The following is a 17,126-nucleotide window of genomic DNA, read 5'->3' on the forward strand; positions in this document are numbered from 1 at the left end:
ATCCTTTCTCCAAGTATGGATGTCAGAATTGGTGTCGTATAAACGTGAGGTAAATCTGGCTTCTTCTGGTATAAATATCAAATAGTAAAATATATGTTAACTGTGTATAAAATATTTTCCTATTTTGATTGAGAAGGGGGAGTTTGTTTCACATGACAGGTAATAGAAGATTCAAGTGGCTTGTCTGCATTCTGGTCATGCTTACCGTACTGCTGTCGGCGTGCGGCAGTCCAAGCAAGAGCAGTAACCCGGAAACGCCGCCAAGCGGCACCAATACGCCGGCACCTGAACCGGGGGCTAAAGATCCTCCCGAAGGAACAACCGACACCGGTGCGAATGAGCTTGTGATTGCCTGGCTTTCTGATCCGCCATCCATGGACCCTCATATGTCGACGGACCAGCAAACGAGCGTAATGACAACGCATATTTATAACACGTTGGTGATTCATGATAAGGATCTGAATATTCAACCGGGACTCGCTGAGAGCTGGAAGGCAATCGATGAATTGACCTGGGAGTTCAAGCTGAGACAAGGCGTGAAGTTTACGGACGGCTCTCCATTCAATGCAGAGGTGGTCAAAGCCAACATCGACCGTATGCAGGATCCGGAGGTTGCTTCTCCGCGCGCTTCGCTTGTGGGCATGATTAAAGAGGTTAAAGTCGTTGACGAATATACGGTACAACTCGTGACCGAGTATGCTTTCTCGCCGCTGCTTGCCCATCTGGCCCACTCTGCGGTCAGCATGGTTAGTGCGGAAGCCATCAAGCTGGATTACGAGAAGCTGAAGGCAGGCGAGAAGGCAGGCGCTTATCTGGCGCAGAACCCTGTTGGCACGGGCGTATTCAAACTAGAGAGCTGGAACCCGGGACAGGAAGTCAAGCTGGTGGCGAACGCCGATTATTGGGGAGATAAAGCGAAGGTTGAACGGGTCACGTTCAAGGTGGTGAGCGAAGAGGGAACGCGGATCGCGGAGCTGGAAACCGGTTATGCGCATATTATCGACCCGGTGTCGCCGAGCAGCATCAGCCGTATCGAAAGCACGGACGGCATGTCCTTGAACCGCCAGGCTTCGCTCAGCTTGTCTTATATCGGATTTAATAACAACAAGGAGCCGTTTAACGATGTGCGGGTGCGGCAAGCCTTGTCGATGGCCATCAATAAGGATGAAATCATCTCGGGCATCTACGAAGGCACGGGCATTCCTGCCGTCGGTCCGCTGGCACCGGACGTGAACGGCTATGATGCTACCGTTAAGCCGATCGAACATAACATCGACAAAGCGAAAGAGCTGTTGAAAGAGGCCGGATACGAGGGTGGCTTCTCAACGACCATCTGGACCAATGACAACCCGGAAAGAATTAAGATCGCCGAGTACGTACAATCCAAGTTGAAGGAATTGAACGTCGAAGTCAAAATCGAAGTGGTCGAGTGGGGTGCGTATTTGGCCCAAACCGCAGAAGGCAAGCACGACATGTTTGTTCTCGGCTGGTCCACGGTAACGGCCGATGCCGACTATGGCATGTATGAGTTATTCCATTCCAAGAATGTAGGGGAGCCGGGCAACCGTACCTTCACGAAGGATCCGGAACTGGATAAACTGCTGGATGCCGGGCGTAAAGAGAACGATCCGGACCAACGCAAGCTCATCTATAAACAGGCGCAGGAGAAGCTGGTTGAGTTAGCGCCGATGCTGTATATCCATCATCAGGAGTATTTAAACGGAGTCAGCAGCAAGGTGGAAGGCTTCTGGCGGCATCCGAACGGCATCATGCAGCTGCACCAAGTGTCCATTCAGCCATAAGGATGTCCTGAAAGCTTTATAGCTTTGAATCGTCATGATATAAAGAGGATTTACAGCAAGAGGCTCCTATCCGGGGGCCTCTTTTTTGATGTTGTTCGGTGCTGGGACAGGAGATAGGGTTAACCAGCCAATGGTTCATGATCATCCTCGTCGGGCATCCGATAGATCATGCAGCTTGCGAGCGAAGGGAGTTGATGTGCTGTCTTGTTTTTTGATGTCAAAAGCATGTTGAAAAAATAGTATATACGTTGACACGTATATACGCATTAGTGTATATTATAGCCATGAATACTTCAGCTATGCAATTAACCCTCTTCACGATCTCGGAGCCGAACCGCTTCAACATTGTTGAACTCTTAAAGCAAGGGTCGAGATCGGTCAGCGACATCGTAGAGGCTTTGGGAATCGGCCAGCCTCAAGTATCCCGCCATCTGCGGATACTGAACGAGGCCGGGCTCGTGAAAGTCCGCAAGAACGCACAGCAGCGCATTTATAGTCTCGAAGCCCAGCCGTTCCAGGAGCTGGACGTCTGGCTCGATTCGTTCAGCCGATTGTGGGAGGAGCGACTCGACAAGTTCGAGGACTATATGAGCGACTTTAACGGAGAGGAGAGTTAAGCCAATTCTTTTACTAGCTCCACAGGAAGATGCGGCTCTGCACGCAGAGCCGATTTCACAGATAGGAGGAATTCACATGGGCAGGAAGACCATCATCACGAAAGACCGGGAGCAGCGGAAGCTGACCGTGGAGCGTGTCGTATCGATACCTCTGAAGCTGTCCTGGCAGGGATGGACTAAGCCGGAACACATCGAACGCTGGTGGGGACCAAAAAACTGGAATGCCACGGTATATGAGATGGATGTCAGACCGGGCGGCGTATGGCGCTACAGACTGGCTCCCGATGCGACGGGAGAAGGGAAAGAAGCCTTCTGCAAGGCGACTTACTCCGAAGTGGCGGAGTTATCGAAGCTCGTCTATACGGATACATTTACCGATCAGGACTGGAACCCCGTTGCAGGCAGCGACATGTTGACCTCGGTTACATTCGAAGCAGTCAAGGATGGGACCCGATTAAGCATCATCACCCATTTTGCGAGCGAAGAGCAGCTTGAGGCTGCTGAAGGCATGGGAATGGTTGAAGGATACGCGGATACGCTGGAACGGTTTGAGAACGAAATAAGTTTGTACATAAAGGACAATAAAAGGAGAGATGATCATGAATTACGTGATGTCTAATGACGGTACCCGTATTTTTTATGAAAAGAAAGGGACTGGTCCGGCTGTCATTCTTGTAGCTGCCGCAGCTTCGGATCACAACGACACAACGCGTCTTGGAGAGTTTCTGTCTGAACATTTCACCGTCTACAATTATGATCGGCGAGGACGGGGCAGCGGTACGGATGCGGCTCCGTATGCCGTTGAACGTGAGATCGAAGATATCGATGCCCTTATTCAGGAGGCGGGCGGCAGCGCGTATGTATTCGGAAGTTCCTCGGGCGCTGTTCTGGCCCTGGATGCGGCGAGCAGACTTGGCGGCAGTAAAGTTAGTAAACTGTTTCTATACGAGCCGCCGTTTATCATTGACGACAGCCGTGCACCCGTACCGGCGGAATACGTGCAGCGTTTGAATGCGCTGATGGCAGGAAATCGGCGCAGCGAAGCCGTAGAATATTTCATGACAGCCGCGCTGGGGATCCCGGCGGAATATGTAGAATTCATGAAGGCAGATCCTTCTTGGCAGGTCATGGAGGGCATGGCGCATACATTGGCCTATGACGGCATGATTATGGGGAGCACGCAATCCGGTCAACCGCTGCCGACGGATCGCTGGGATGTCGATGTCCCGGTCATGGTGATGACGGGCGAGAACAGCGGAGCCATGTTCCATGGGGCCGCGAGCGCATTGGTCGACTTACTCCCTCAGTGCGAGCACCGAATGCTGCCTGGTCAGGACCATTCTGCCGTCGTGATGGCGCCGGAAGTGCTGGCTCCCGAGGTGTCGGATTTTCTGTTGCCTTCGGCAAATCGAATTCCGGGATAAGCGTGCTTGGCTCATCAAGAAACCGTGACCCTTAGGGCCACGGTTTCTTTGTTTCCTGTTCCGGTCGAAGTATTTATTCGGTCTTCTCAAACGGCTCAATAAAATGATTAAAGGCGCTGGTGCGAAACAGGTCGCGTCGGAATACAAAATGGACTTTGGAGCTGCGGTAACGCTTGGGAATTTGGAAGGCCTGCAATTTCCCGGCATCCACCCAGTCCTGGACGGAAGAACGCGTTAACAGCGAGATACCCAGCCCGGCGGCCACACCGCCCATGATGGCTTCCAGCGTGCCAAACTCCATAATGTTCATGGGCCCCACATTCTCCTCATGGAGCCATTGCTCCAACCGTTTACGGTGGTAGCAGCCCTTGCCAAAGAACAGCAGCGGTTTGGTGAGCAAATCGCGAAGCGCAGCCTCCGTGGGTTCCGAGATGAGGACAAGCTCCTCGTCAAAGGCCCGGATTTCGTTAAAGTCCGGGTAATCCAGAGGTCCGCTGATAAACGCCCCGTCCAGTTCATATTCGTTCAGGGCTCGGATCAAGTCGGCCCTGTGGCCTGTAATCAATGACAGTTTCACATTAGGGTACCGTCTATGATAATCCAGCATGATACCGGGAAGATGTACCGCCGCTGTGGTTTCCGATGAGCCAATCCGCAGCGGCCCCGACGGTTCTTCCGAAAATTGCGTCGATTTCACGGCCTCGTCAAGCAAACGCGTAATCTGATCGGCATACTTGAGCAGATTACAGCCGGCCGAGGTTAAGGCAACGCCGCGACTGAGCCGATAGAACAGGGGCGTGTTCAGCTCGGCTTCAAGCTGCCGGATTCTAGCGGTCACGTTCGATTGCACGTAACCCAGGCTTGCGGCAGCCTTGGTTATGTTTCCTTCACGGGCAACGGCCTGGAATATCTTCAGATCCCCACTCTCCACCTTAGCAGCCTCCTTATATCCATCATTCAAAGTGATGGTTCGAATCTTATTTAATTATTTTACATGATACGAAGGTCGGAATAAACTGAGGATACACTTGGTTAAGGAGAGGGGAATTCATGGCATGAGCAAACCGCGTATGCTGTTACTGACGATATTTACGATGCTGGTCGCGGGACTTAATTTCCCGATCGGCAAAATTGCGCTGTCCTTCGGTTCCCCATTCGTGCTGCTGGCGATCCGGTTCGTGGGAGCGGGGCTTCTGATGCTGCCCTTCATTGTAAGACGGCCCCATCCCAGGAGCGGCGCTGCCTGGCTGAAGCTGGCCACGATCGGTCTGTTTCAATCGGCACTCGTGATGAGTGGCATCTACCTGAGCATGCAGACCATTTCCTCCGGCAGCTCCTCGGTTTTATCCTCCAGCAACCCGATCTGGTTCATCGTGTTCAGCTTCCTGATTTTCGGTATAAGGTACCGTCTTCTTCAGTGGGCGGGCGTAATCATCGGTTTTGTCGGCGTGTTCATTACGCAAGGCTTGGAGATGCAGATGGAGAGCGGATTCTGGTTTGCGTTGGGCGCGGGGATGGCTTGGGGCATGGCGACGCTGCTAAGTTCCCGTTGGGGCAAGGAGTTTGACGCTTGGGTCATGGCTGCCTATCAGATGTTGATCGGAGGCATCCTCCTGCTCATCGCAAGTCCGCTGCTGGAGCAGCCGCATTTTGTATGGGATTCATCTCAGATCTTGAAGGAGCTCTTTGTTCTGGGCTGGATGATTCTGATGAGCTCGATTGCCCAATTCGTCACTTGGTATTATGTGCTGCGCAACAGCGATCCCGATAAAGCCAACGTTTATCTATTCCTCATTCCCGTGTTTGGCGTATTATCCGGATGGCTTATACTGGGCGAGCAGCTGCACTGGTACACTTTGGCTGGCACAGTGTGCATTGGGCTTGGCATTTATCTGGTGAACCGGCCTGGACGAGTGGACGCCACAAAGGATCCATTCATGATCAAGGAGCGGTGCGGTACCGTATAAAGGGCAAGAATTGTAATATAATCGAATTTAGCAGGTCGCGACGATGCCATTCGTGCGGCCTGCTTTTTGCCATGACATGCAAAGGTTTTCTGGCCTGAGCAGGTATCACGATAAGTTATGACAAGGGGAAAATCGAAGAAAAATCTTGTCCCAGCAAAATAAGTAAATTTTATTAAAAATAAATCCATGTTATATTAAATTTACTAACGCCTTTGGAGAGGGGATAGGATTCATGAGTGGTTTGAAGGAAATTGCAAAGCTCGCGGAGGTCTCGGTGTCTACGGTGTCCAACGTGCTGAACGGGCGCAAGAACGTGGGGCGGGAGACGAGGGAGCGGGTGCTGAGGTTATGCTCGGAGCACGGCTATTTTCCGCATAAGTCAACCAAATCCGATAAAAGCAACACGATTATATTCGTCTTCAGCGACTTTGATCGCGATTATTATTTAAAAATCATCAAGGGGATCAGCCATTGCCTCACGGAGAATGGATACGACCTCATCATCTGCACGAATAAATCCAGCACCAATTTTATGCGCAGCAAGTTTGCAAGCGGTACCATAAGCCTCGACCGGAACATGACGGACGAATATTTAGTCTCGGTAGCCACGCCGCAGTTCCCCGTCGTTCTCATGGACCGGATTATCGATAACGAGTATGCCAATACCAAAAGCGTGATCGTGGACAATTACCCCGTGATGTGCGAAATGGTCCAGGCGCTGGTGGATAAACAGTTCAGAACCTTTGGATACATTGGCGGACTGGAGTTTACCCTGGATCATAAGGAACGCTTCGCCGGATTTATGGATACGCTTTCGAAGAATGTCATCGCGTTTGACAGGCGGAATTACTTCCATGGCGATTACAGCGAGGAAAGCGGATATCAGGCGGCCAAGATCCTGATCCTTAGCAACGCATTGCCGGAAGTGCTGGTCTGCGCTAACGACAATATGGCACTGGGCGCAATCAAAGCTTTGGAGGAGAATGGCATACGGGTGCCGGAGGACATATCGATCACCGGCTTCGATAATTCGGACGCGGCGGCGATGGCCGGCTTGACGACCATTGCGATCCCGCGTTATGAAAGCGGTTATTTGGCGGCGAAGGAGCTGCTCGAGATGATCAAGGGCACGACGGGCAGGGAGCCCTTTAAACTGAATGCCACGATCCAGTGGAGAAAAACGGTGAGATAAACTTTATTTTTACAGCTAGTAAAATATCATAGATTTTACTAGTTTTTTTACTTAGTATTTTTATGAAAACGTGTACATTTTTTATTGACATTCTAGGTAAACCGCCCTATGATGGGTTTGTAAACGTTTTACTTTATAGAGTCCTTGAGGGGGAGGCGTGTCACTTGAAAAAAGTAAAAAAGGTATTGAGTATACTTACGGCAACGGCTTTGGTTGCGACACTCGCGGCCTGCGGCGGTACATCTGACAAAGATTCTGGAGCAGCAGCCGGAGGAGATGGGGGAGATAAGCTGAAGAAGATAACCCTCTTCCAATCGAAAGTCGAAATTACGGAACCTCTTGAAGCCTTGGTTAAAACCTATAAAGAAGAAACCGGCAACGAGGTTGAGGTATGGGGTGCCGCGGGCGATGCTTATTCGCAGCAGCTGGTGGCGAAGCTCAGCAGCAACCAGGGCCCAACGATATTCAGCGTGGCTCCTGGACCCGAGTCCGAGAAGCTGAAGTCCTATTTTTCCGATTTGAGCGGTGAAGAGTATGTTAAGAACATTGCGCCCGACATGGAATTGAAGGTCGAAGATAAGACCGTCGGCGTTCCGTACGGCGTAGAAGGCTTCGGTCTCGTATATAACAAGGATCTGGTGGATCCGGCCAACATGAAGGACCTGGACTCCTTCACCAAGACGCTGGAGCAGCTGAAGGCTGACGGCAAGAACGGTTTGAGCCTGTCCCAGGAGGCTTACTTCCTGATCGGACACATCATCAACACGCCGTTTGCGCTTCAATCCGATCCGCTGGCCTTCATCGACCAGCTGAACAAGGGCGAAGTGAAGATGGCCGACACGAAGGAGTTCCAGGAATGGGCGAAATTCATGGATGTCATCAAGGCCAACACCAAGAATCCGCTGGAAGTGAAATACGATAGCCAGATGGGCGACTTTGCAACGGAAAAAACGGCTATGGTGCATCAGGGCAACTGGAGTTATTCCATGCTTGCGGACTTCGGCGATTTCGGCTCCAAAGTCGGCATGATGCCGTTCCCGCTCGCCGACAACGATAAGATCGCCGTAGGCGTAGCCAGCTACTGGGTCGTCAACAATCAGGCGGACGCTGAGGAAGTCAAAGCCGCAAACGCTTTCCTGAACTGGCTCTTCACGAGCGAGACAGGCAAGAAGGCCATTGTGGACGATTTCAAATTCATCCCGGCTTTAACGAACATTGAAGCAGGCGATCTGGATCCGTTGTCTCAAGCGGTGCACGAAGCAACCACGAAGGGCGAGACGATCACTTGGGCGCTGAACTACTTCCCATCGGGTATCATCACCAACGATTTGGCTCCGGCTACGCAGGAGTACTTCATGAATCCGGGCATGACAGGCGAGCAGTTCCTGCAGAAACTCGATGAAGTATGGGCGAAAGCATCGAAGTAATCTAATTGAAGCCGAAAGGCAATCATCTGACATCACAATTCCATGAAAACGAAAGCCTAGCCTCAGACGTTCTGATGATGAGCGTTAGGCTTTTGTTTTTTCTAACACGACTTCAAGGTTTGATGCCGCCTTGCGGGAATCATCCGGAACGGAAAGAAGGTATGGATTATGAGCAAAAGAAAGGATAAAGCCTGGTTTGCCCTGTTTACGGTGCCGCTTCTGTTTATTTTCACGACCGTGGTCATCATCCCGTTCATTATCGGGATCGTGTACTCCTTCGTCAATTGGGACGGCATTCCGGCGAATCCGAAAGTATTCGTAGGGTTCGACAATTACGTTCAGCTGTTCCAGGACGACCGATTCCTGTCATCGGCTTGGCATACGGTTCAATTCACTCTGCTCGCGCTGGTATGCGTCAACGTACTGGGACTGGGCTTTGCGCTGCTGGTGACGACAAAGCTCCGCTCGAGAAATGCGGCGCGGACGATGTTTTTCATGCCGAACCTGATCGGCGGCCTGATTCTGGGTTACATCTGGCAGTTTATTTTTACGGATGCGTTCAGCTTCCTGGGCGAGAAGACCGGATTCGACAGCGTGTTCTTTAACTGGCTGCTGCATCCGCAGTTTGCGCTGTATGCGATCGTTGCGGTATTCACCTGGCAGCTGGCAGGTTATACGATGATCATCTACATCGCGGGCATCCAGGGGATTCCGGATGAACTGATGGAAGCGGCGAAGGTCGATGGCGCCAACCTGTGGCAGCGACTGAAGAGCATCGTGTTCCCGCTGTTAATGCCTTCGTTCACGATCTGTCTGTTCCTGACGCTGTCCGGGGCGTTCAAAATCTATGACGTGAACCTGTCGTTGACCAAGGGCGGTCCGAGCAATGCGACGGAGATGTTTGCGATGAATATTTTCAACGAAATTTTCGCTTACGGTAATTATGGTTTAGGTCAGGCGAAAGCGATCATCTTCTTCCTGATTGTGGCCGGACTCACGCTGACGCAAGTCATCATCACGAAGAGAAGAGAGGTGCAGATGTAATGAAGAAATCAGGCAAATGGCTGCTCGATATCCTGCTGTTCCTCGCCTCGCTGGTCTTCTTGTCTCCTGTCTTCATCATGCTGATCAACTCCTTTAAGGATCGTGCCGAGCTGTATGAAAATGCGCTTGCGCTGCCTTCTTCCTTCAGCTTTGAGTATTATAAATCCGCGATGGAGAAGATGAATTTCTTCACGGCACTAGGTAACTCGCTGTATGTCACCGTCATCTCGGTGATCATCGTCATCGTGCTCGCCTCCATGACGGCATGGATGCTGGTACGGACGGACAATAAGCTGAGCAAGGTCATTTTCTTCACGTTTGTGGCGACCATGCTGATTCCGTTCCAGACGCTGATGATGCCGCTGATGCAGGTGATGGACTGGATTCGCACCAATCTGCACATTCCGATGCTCAACACCCATGAGGGCTTGATCTATATGAACGTCGGCTTTACGTCCAGTATGGCGGTCTTCCTGTACCACGGGTTCATCAAATCCGTGCCCGTCGCGCTGGAGGAGGCGGCTACGCTTGACGGCTGCTCCAAGCTGGGCGTGTTCTGGCGGATCGTGTTCCCGCTGCTGAAGAACATCAGCGTGACCATCGCGATCCTGAACGTCATCGCGCTGTGGAACGACTATCTGCTTCCATCACTGACGCTGTCGGACAAAGGGCTGCGGACAATCCCGCTCTCGACCTTCTATTTCTTCGGAGAATTCACGATCGTGTGGAACCAGGCGATGGCCGGCTTGACGCTGACGATCATCCCGGTTGTCATTTTCTACGTTTTCGCACAGAAATACATTATCAAAGGGATTGCCGCAGGTGCTGTGAAATGAGGCGGATCATTACGAGAGCCGACGATTATGCTTCAAGCCGTTCCGCCAATGCTGCGATTGCCAGGACCGTTGAGGCCGGATTCATCAAAAATGTGTCCATTATGGCGCCCGGTCCTTATCTTGCCGAGGCCGCGCAGCTGCTGGCGCATCGCAAGGACATCTGCTTCGGCTTCCATATGACGCTGAACGCCGAATGGGATAACGTACGCTGGGGGCCTGTTGCCGCGAAGGAACAGGTTCCTTCGCTTGTCGATCGGGCCGGGTACTTCTATCAGGACCCGAGCTTGTTTCAACATCATTCGCCTTCGCTGCAGGAGATCCTTATGGAGTGCGAAGCGCAGCTGGATAAACTGACTGCGGCTGGCTTCAACATTTCTTACGCGGATTCCCATATGCTGCCCGAGCGCTTCATTCCCGGGCTGCAAGAGGAGCTGGACCGCTGGATGGAAGCGAAGGGGCTCATCAACCACCGATATTACTACAACTTTTTCCCTGGCGGCGTTCCGGACGGGGCCGAGTCGTTTGAAAGGCTGCTTGGCGGCCTGACGGACGAACAGTACTTCTTCCTGTCCCATCCGGCGCTGTATTCGGAGGAAATGGTGCAGTGCGGCAATGCTCAAGTGGATGGGGAGGAGCTGGCACGAGGGCGTGATCAGGAGGCCGCTTTCCTTGCTCGGGAGGACTTGAACGAGATTAGCGAACGTTGGGGCTTCCGTGCCGTGCGATATGATGAAGCGGCGCCGATATCTGGTGTATAATGGAAGGGTCATGATGAATTTATCTTGTTATACAGGGAGAGGCGGAATAGGATGAACACGAACACGGTTCGATTATTGCCAAGAAGTACCCCCGAAAACCAAGGAATCTCATCTCAGTCCATCAAACGTTTTATCGGCTCGATTCAGGAGAAGGAGCTTGAGCTGCACAGCTTCATGCTGGTTCGGCACGGGCATTCCGTCGCGGAGGGCTGGTGGAAGCCGTACGGCGCGGACAAACCGCATATGCTGTTCTCGCTAAGCAAGAGCTTTACCTCTACCGCGATTGGACTCCTGGTCCAGGAGGGCCGGATTACGCTGGAGGATCGGGTGATCGGCTTTTTCCCGGAAAACAAACCGGAGGATCCGTCCCCGAATCTGTCCGCGATGACGATACGCGACTTGCTGATCATGGGCACGGGACATGCCCAGGAGCCTGCCATCCAGTCCGATATTTGGGCGGATGATTTCTTCAAGCAAGCAGTCGAGCATGAACCTGGAACCCACTTTGTATATAACAGCGCAGCGACGTACATGCTCTCGGCCATTCTGCAGAAGGTCACCGGCATTACGCTGCTGGATTATTTGCAGCCCCGTCTGTTCGAACCGCTCGGCATTCAGGGGGCTGCATGGGAAAGCTGCCCGCAGGGAATCAACACCGGCGGCTGGGGTCTTAAGCTGAAGACCGAGGACATCGCCAAGTTTGGCCAGCTCTATCTTCAGAAGGGAGAATGGGATGGCCGGCGCCTGATTCCGGAGGCTTGGATTGAAGAAGCGACCTCCAAGCAGATATCCAACGGACCTGCGGATTCCTCTTCGGACTGGACCGAAGGATACGGCTATCAATTCTGGATGTGCCGCCATGGAGCATACCGCGGCGACGGCGCGTTCGGACAATTCTGCATCGTGTTCCCGGAGCAGGATGCAGTCCTGGCGATTACCTCCGGCCTTGGAGATATGCAGGCCGTGCTGAATGAGGTATGGGAGCATTTGCTGCCGGCGATGGGAGCAGATCCGCTGCCGGCCGATGCGGACGCGGCCTCATCCCTTGCCGGAACGCTGCAAGCGCTTAAGCTGGATCCGCCAAGCGAGGAGGCTTTATCTCCGATGGAGAAGGACGTATCCGGGATCGTCTATGATCTCGAAGAGAACGAGGAGAAGCTGCATTCGTTCTCCGTCCGGTTTGAAGAGGATGGCGGGGTGATGGAGCTTACGGGGGAACATGGCGTCAACTCGATTGCACTTGGCCGGAGCGAGTGGAAGTCGGGAACCACGAAGCTGATCATGATGACGGATCAAGCGTATGCTGCCTCCATGACCTGGAAGGATGACCGGACGCTGCAGCTGACCGTCAGGCTGACCGAGACGCCGTTCTACTTAACGACGGAATGCACCTTTGGCGAAGACGGGATTCAACTTGCGTACTGGATGAATCAATCGTTTGAAGGCAAGGTAGTCCGGGAGATTCGAGGCAAGGTAAGATCATAGATAGAAATGGTAGAGACATTCATCCCTTGAGCCCTATTAGCTCAAGGGATTTTTTAATGAATATCTTTTTTGGCAAATGCCACAATTTGACTTCTATTCGTATAAAAGCCGTGTTGAAAGAGAGAACCTTCCAATACAATATTCTATCTTATTGGGAGGTGCATAGAAAATGAGCCCAAGTCCTCTTTGCAGACAATTCGCCGAAATATTTGGCGGTGATGCACAGGTTGTCAATGGGGTTTGTGTAGCAACTAGACTGCGTACCAATATCAAGGTGAAAATACTAGGCAGACGTTCCCAGGGCTTATTCACGATTCCCTTCGGCATTTCATTTGAGAGCATGGGGAATGACGGAAGGGCATTATGCCTCGGAGAGTCTGTGATACTCACCCGGGAAATCAATCCGTTTATTTCTCAGCTTCGCAAGGCGGGCTTCAAGGTTACGGCGCTTCATAATCACTGGCTGTTTACCAATCCGAATATCTGGTACATTCATTGGGAGGCCATTGAAGAACCGCTGGTCTTCGCTCGAAAAGTTCGAAACGCCTCCAGGGTGTTTACTAACAGACCCGTGGGTCCACTCGTTTGCAAACCGGTCAATCGGAAACGATAGTCGCAAAGTTCATCCATTTGCTAGAATTGCTGGAATGGAAGATGGCAGTTTGCACCAATCTAAAAGATAGTTTAATAAACACAACAGACAGCCCAGGGTCTGTTGTGTTTATTTGTGATCCGGAAAGATTCAGAACCGCTCCGACACGACCTTCGGCTGCGTGAACAAGAGCAGGTAGTCGCGGCCGCCGGCTTTGGAGTCCGTGCCGGACATATTGAAGCCGCCGAACGGATGGGTGCCCACCAAGGCGCCGGTGCATTTTCGGTTCAAATACAGGTTCCCGACATGGAAATCGCGCCGTGCCTGTTCCAGGTGCGCACGGTTGTTTGAAATCACTGCGCCGGTCAGACCATAATCGGTATTATTGGCGAATTGGATCGCTTCGTCGAAGGAGGCTGCCTTCGTGAAAGCCACCACCGGTCCAAAGATTTCCTCCTGGGAAATACGGGCGGTGCTGTCCACATCAGCAAAAATCGTAGGCTGAATGAAATACCCCTCCGGATCGCCCGGAAATCCGCCGAGCACCAGCCTGCCTTCGCTATTCCCGATTTCGATATAGTCGAGAATTTTACGGTACGCCTTATCGTCGATGACGGGTCCTACCTGAGCCTCGGCATGGGAGGGGCTTCCGATCACCAGCTTCTTGGAGCGCTCGATGACCTTCTGCAGCACGGTATCATAGACGTCCTTATGCACGATGGCTCTGGAGCAGGCGGAGCATTTCTGGCCGGAGAAGCCGAATGCGGAAGCGGTAATCGCATCCGCAGCAAGATCCAAATCGGCTTCGTTGTCCACGATGATCGCGTCTTTCCCGCCCATTTCGGCGATGACGCGTTTGATCCATCGCTGCCCCGGCTGCGTCTTGGCCGCTCGCTCTTGAATCCGCAGTCCAACGTCGCGGGATCCCGTAAAGCTGATGAACCTGGTCAATGGGTGATCCACCAAATAGTCGCCCACTTCCTGACCTGGACCAGGCAGGAAATTTACGACACCCGGAGGCAGGCTGACTTCTTCCAGAAGCTCCACGAATTTGGCGGCTATGACCGGGGTGGTGCTCGCCGGTTTCAGCACAACGGTGTTGCCGGAGACGATGGCCGCCGTGGTCATGCCGGCCATAATCGCGAGCGGGAAGTTCCATGGCGGAATGACGATGCCGACGCCAAGCGGGATGTAATCGAGATGATTCTCTTCCTCCTCGTGGACCGTCAGCGGCTGGGGTTCGCTCAGGCGCTGCATTTCGCGTGCGTAAAATTCCATGAAATCGATCGCTTCGGCCGTATCCGCGTCCGCTTCGGCACGGGTCTTGCCGGCTTCAAGGGTCATTAGCGCGGAGAACTCGAGCATGCGCCGCCGCATGATCGCCGCGGCCTTGAACAGGTAGCGTGCCCGCTCGCCCGGCTCGATGTGCTTCCAGGACTCAAAGGCGCGCGCCGCCGTCTGAATGGCTTGCTCGGCAAGCTCGGTATCCGCTTGGGATACGACGCCGATGACTTGGCGTTTGCGCGACGGATTGACCGAATTTACGGTACGTTCCGTATGGATTTTGGTACCGCCGATAACCAGGGGGTACGATTGGCCAAGCTCGGCTTCGACCCCCGATAACGCCGCATCGTATAACTTGTTGTTCCACTCGTTGTTGAAGTCCATAAAAGGTTCGTTGCGAAAAGGTGCTCGCATGGGGAGGCTCCTCCTTATCATGATATGAATCGAAGCTTCAGGCCAATGGTCCGGCTGCGGATCGCCATGGTGGCATGGTTAGGATCTCCTGGTGAAAACCTCTATTTTAATATGTATGTCTTCCTGCATGCCGTCATGATTTTTGCATATGAGTTAGATAGAGTGCATTTTGGTTTACCTTGCAAAGGGGGCGCACGCATGGACGGAACCGAGCTTTACCGTAAAGTGATCCTGACGGTGTCCGGCAATAAACTCGTGAAATGGCTGTCGATCAAATACGGCCGGAAATTGGCTGGCCGATTCATTGCCGGCGATACCTTGGATGAGGCGCTGGACGAAATCGAGAGGCTGAACGCGAAGGGCATACTCGTTACGCTGGATCATTTGGGGGAGGGCATTACGACGCTGGACGAAGCCGCCGGATACCGAGAAGAATATTTGAAGCTGGTGGAAGGGATAGCGAAGCGCGAAGTGCAATCGAACGTATCCTTGAAACCGACGCAGATGGGCATGGCCCTGGACCCCGAGAAGGCTTACGAAAACATCAGGTCGGTGGTAAGAAAGGCTAAAGAGCACCGGAACTTCGTTCGCCTGGACATGGAGGATTCGCCGTATACCCAGGCGACCATCGATATGACGCTCCGCCTCCATAAGGAGGGGCTAACGAATGTGGGAACCGTAATGCAGGCCTACTTGTTCCGCACGGAGGAGGACGTGAAGAACCTGCTAAGGGCCGGCGTTAACCTGCGGCTGGTGAAGGGGGCTTACAAAGAGCCGGGAACCATCGCCTTTCAACAGAAGCGGGAGGTCATGGACAACTACAAGAAATTGATCAAAATGCATTTCGACCAAGGGGCCTACGTCGCGATTGCCTCGCATGATGACAACATCATCGACTGGGTGAAGGTATTTGCCGAGCAGAGCCGCATAGACAAACAGGACTATGAATTTCAGATGCTGTACGGACTGCGGATGAACGATCAGGCTGCGCTTGCGCAGGACGGCTACCGTATCCGGTGTTATATGCCCTACGGAACGATGTGGTACCCGTATTTCACCCGGAGGCTGGCAGAGAAGCCGGCCAACCTGATGATGGTGCTCAAAAATATGTTCAAGTGAGCTCGCTCGTTATTCCGTCTTTTTCGGATGTGACGAACGGAAGCCTTACGGAAGCATAGGCGCCATGATTGCGGATTGACCCGGTAAATACGCAGTCCTCAATCGCGATTTGGAATAATAACAACCCTAAAATTAGCGTTTTGGGATTGTGGATCACGGCCTTTATGACGGTAAATAACCGTAATGGAGGTCGTTTTTATGTCTTTGAAGAAGCGCACGAAACGAATCAGTACCGATAAGAGTTACCCGCAATTAACGTCCAAGCAAGCACTCGACATGGCAATCAGCGCGAAGAAGGCGGAGGGATTACGTTCGCGAACGATAAATGATTACGAAAGCCACTTTGAATATTTTGTTAAGTGGTTAGGCGACAATTATCCGGACATAGAGTACGTAGATGAAATAACAACAGCCATCATTCGCGACTTTATACTGTACATGAAGCATGATGCGCGTAGATACGACGGACATAAGTGACCTTACAAACGGATTAACAGACGAAGAGGACGGCTATCCTTGCGCAACTTGCCATCCGCCCATTTTTTGCAACTTGAAACGGTAATCTATGAGCGGCCGATTATTGACGATCCCGGTCCGGAGCTTCCGGTAATAACAGAATATTTTTAAATTGAGTAGCCCAGAACCTCCGACCAAAGAGATGGGTTACTCTTTATTTTTTTGTTAAGGCGATTAAATCAATAATTACCCCGAATAACACTACTACAAAGGTCATTGCGGTAAATATAAGACTTAAAAGATTCTTGTTCAAGCGATCACCTCTGGGCCGCTTACCTCGCATAAAACATTCTACCATGTTCGGTGAATGTTTGGGATGCTCGTTTATCACTCGTTTCTATACATAAAATGCTCATCGAATGAAATGTGTATATCCTCATTCTTTAAGCGAATGCAGTGAAAAATAGTTGTAACGTGAAGTATCCCGCAATATTTACATAAGCAGATGACGGCATTTCAGTTGAATTTCCGGATCTCCCAGGCGCATTAACCAGCGGCGACGACGAGGTCGAAGCGCTACGTATGGCGAAGGATTGTCTCGCGCTGCATCTTTACGGAATGGAAACGGACGGAGACGAGATACCTGCACCGACAACGCTGCAGATATCGTTCTTGGTTCGGATCAGAAGGTCGTTATTGTCGACGTATA

At 52.1% G+C, this 17,126-nt stretch carries 16 protein-coding genes and 1 pseudogene; 15 read left to right on the plus strand and 2 right to left on the minus strand.

The window, feature by feature from the left end; translation table 11 throughout:
• Positions 1 to 152 precede the first annotated feature (152 nt).
• The 4 genes from P0X86_RS01905 (at position 153) to P0X86_RS01920 (ending at position 3,843) form a co-directional block, all read left to right on the plus strand.
• Complete coding sequence (locus P0X86_RS01905; RefSeq protein ID WP_277747636.1) at positions 153 to 1,802, plus strand: glutathione ABC transporter substrate-binding protein; 1,650 nt, start codon at positions 153 to 155, stop codon at positions 1,800 to 1,802.
• 284 nt (positions 1,803 to 2,086) lie between these two features.
• Positions 2,087 to 2,419, plus strand: coding sequence for an ArsR/SmtB family transcription factor (locus tag P0X86_RS01910; RefSeq protein ID WP_249732835.1), 333 nt, complete (start codon positions 2,087 to 2,089; stop codon positions 2,417 to 2,419).
• 76 nt (positions 2,420 to 2,495) lie between these two features.
• Positions 2,496 to 3,038: an SRPBCC family protein gene (locus P0X86_RS01915; protein WP_192569961.1), complete on the plus strand. Its 543-nt coding sequence runs from the start codon at positions 2,496 to 2,498 to the stop codon at positions 3,036 to 3,038.
• Positions 3,019 to 3,843, plus strand: coding sequence for an alpha/beta fold hydrolase (locus P0X86_RS01920; RefSeq protein WP_277747637.1), 825 nt, complete (start codon positions 3,019 to 3,021; stop codon positions 3,841 to 3,843). Before P0X86_RS01915 ends, P0X86_RS01920 begins: the two co-directional genes overlap by 20 nt.
• Before the next feature lie 73 nt (positions 3,844 to 3,916).
• Here the strand turns inward: P0X86_RS01920 and P0X86_RS01925 are convergent, their stop codons facing one another.
• The gene (locus tag P0X86_RS01925; RefSeq protein WP_096774794.1) at positions 3,917 to 4,774 is read right to left on the minus strand and encodes a LysR family transcriptional regulator; all 858 of its coding nucleotides are present in this window, start codon (positions 4,772 to 4,774) and stop codon (positions 3,917 to 3,919) included.
• Between the two features lie 124 nt (positions 4,775 to 4,898).
• Between P0X86_RS01925 and P0X86_RS01930 the strand changes: the two genes are divergently transcribed.
• From P0X86_RS01930 to P0X86_RS01965, 8 genes are all read left to right on the plus strand, one after another.
• The gene (locus P0X86_RS01930; protein WP_277747638.1) at positions 4,899 to 5,810 is read left to right on the plus strand and encodes a DMT family transporter; all 912 of its coding nucleotides are present in this window, start codon (positions 4,899 to 4,901) and stop codon (positions 5,808 to 5,810) included.
• 232 nt (positions 5,811 to 6,042) lie between these two features.
• Positions 6,043 to 7,002: a LacI family DNA-binding transcriptional regulator gene (locus P0X86_RS01935; RefSeq protein WP_277747639.1), complete on the plus strand. Its 960-nt coding sequence runs from the start codon at positions 6,043 to 6,045 to the stop codon at positions 7,000 to 7,002.
• A gap of 164 nt (positions 7,003 to 7,166) precedes the next feature.
• Positions 7,167 to 8,429, plus strand: a complete 1,263-nt coding sequence (locus tag P0X86_RS01940; protein WP_277747640.1) for an ABC transporter substrate-binding protein — start codon at positions 7,167 to 7,169, stop codon at positions 8,427 to 8,429.
• Between the two features lie 168 nt (positions 8,430 to 8,597).
• Complete coding sequence (locus P0X86_RS01945) at positions 8,598 to 9,473, plus strand: carbohydrate ABC transporter permease (RefSeq protein WP_012818642.1); 876 nt, start codon at positions 8,598 to 8,600, stop codon at positions 9,471 to 9,473.
• Positions 9,473 to 10,309 carry a carbohydrate ABC transporter permease gene (locus tag P0X86_RS01950; protein ID WP_009595886.1) on the plus strand — a complete coding sequence of 279 codons (837 nt, stop codon included), beginning with the start codon at positions 9,473 to 9,475 and terminating at the stop codon, positions 10,307 to 10,309. Before P0X86_RS01945 ends, P0X86_RS01950 begins: the two co-directional genes overlap by 1 nt.
• Positions 10,306 to 11,067, plus strand: a complete 762-nt coding sequence (locus tag P0X86_RS01955) for a polysaccharide deacetylase family protein (protein WP_277747641.1) — start codon at positions 10,306 to 10,308, stop codon at positions 11,065 to 11,067. The genes P0X86_RS01950 and P0X86_RS01955 overlap by 4 nt, the downstream gene beginning before the upstream one ends.
• 51 nt (positions 11,068 to 11,118) lie before the next feature.
• Positions 11,119 to 12,552, plus strand: coding sequence for a serine hydrolase domain-containing protein (locus tag P0X86_RS01960; protein WP_277747642.1), 1,434 nt, complete (start codon positions 11,119 to 11,121; stop codon positions 12,550 to 12,552).
• 169 nt (positions 12,553 to 12,721) lie between these two features.
• Positions 12,722 to 13,165 (plus strand): DUF1259 domain-containing protein, encoded by a 444-nt coding sequence (locus P0X86_RS01965; RefSeq protein ID WP_119851311.1) that lies wholly within the window; start codon positions 12,722 to 12,724, stop codon positions 13,163 to 13,165.
• Positions 13,166 to 13,294: 129 nt separating this feature from the next.
• Here the strand turns inward: P0X86_RS01965 and pruA are convergent, their stop codons facing one another.
• Complete coding sequence (gene pruA / locus P0X86_RS01970; RefSeq protein WP_277747643.1) at positions 13,295 to 14,842, minus strand: L-glutamate gamma-semialdehyde dehydrogenase; 1,548 nt, start codon at positions 14,840 to 14,842, stop codon at positions 13,295 to 13,297.
• Positions 14,843 to 15,040: 198 nt separating this feature from the next.
• Between pruA and P0X86_RS01975 the strand changes: the two genes are divergently transcribed.
• The 3 genes and pseudogenes from P0X86_RS01975 to P0X86_RS01985 form a co-directional block, all read left to right on the plus strand.
• Positions 15,041 to 15,961 (plus strand): proline dehydrogenase family protein, encoded by a 921-nt coding sequence (locus tag P0X86_RS01975; RefSeq protein WP_277747644.1) that lies wholly within the window; start codon positions 15,041 to 15,043, stop codon positions 15,959 to 15,961.
• Between the two features lie 198 nt (positions 15,962 to 16,159).
• On the plus strand, positions 16,160 to 16,438 hold the full coding sequence (locus P0X86_RS01980; protein WP_277747645.1) for a hypothetical protein: 279 nt from the start codon (positions 16,160 to 16,162) through the stop codon (positions 16,436 to 16,438).
• A gap of 492 nt (positions 16,439 to 16,930) precedes the next feature.
• Positions 16,931 to 17,020 (plus strand): annotated as a pseudogene (locus P0X86_RS01985) (type II toxin-antitoxin system HicB family antitoxin); the annotation flags it as partial.
• Positions 17,021 to 17,126: the final 106 nt, after the last annotated feature.

It is taken from the genome of Paenibacillus sp. BR1-192 (genome assembly GCF_029542445.1).
GTDB lineage: Bacteria > Bacillota > Bacilli > Paenibacillales > Paenibacillaceae > Paenibacillus_AQ > Paenibacillus_AQ lautus_A.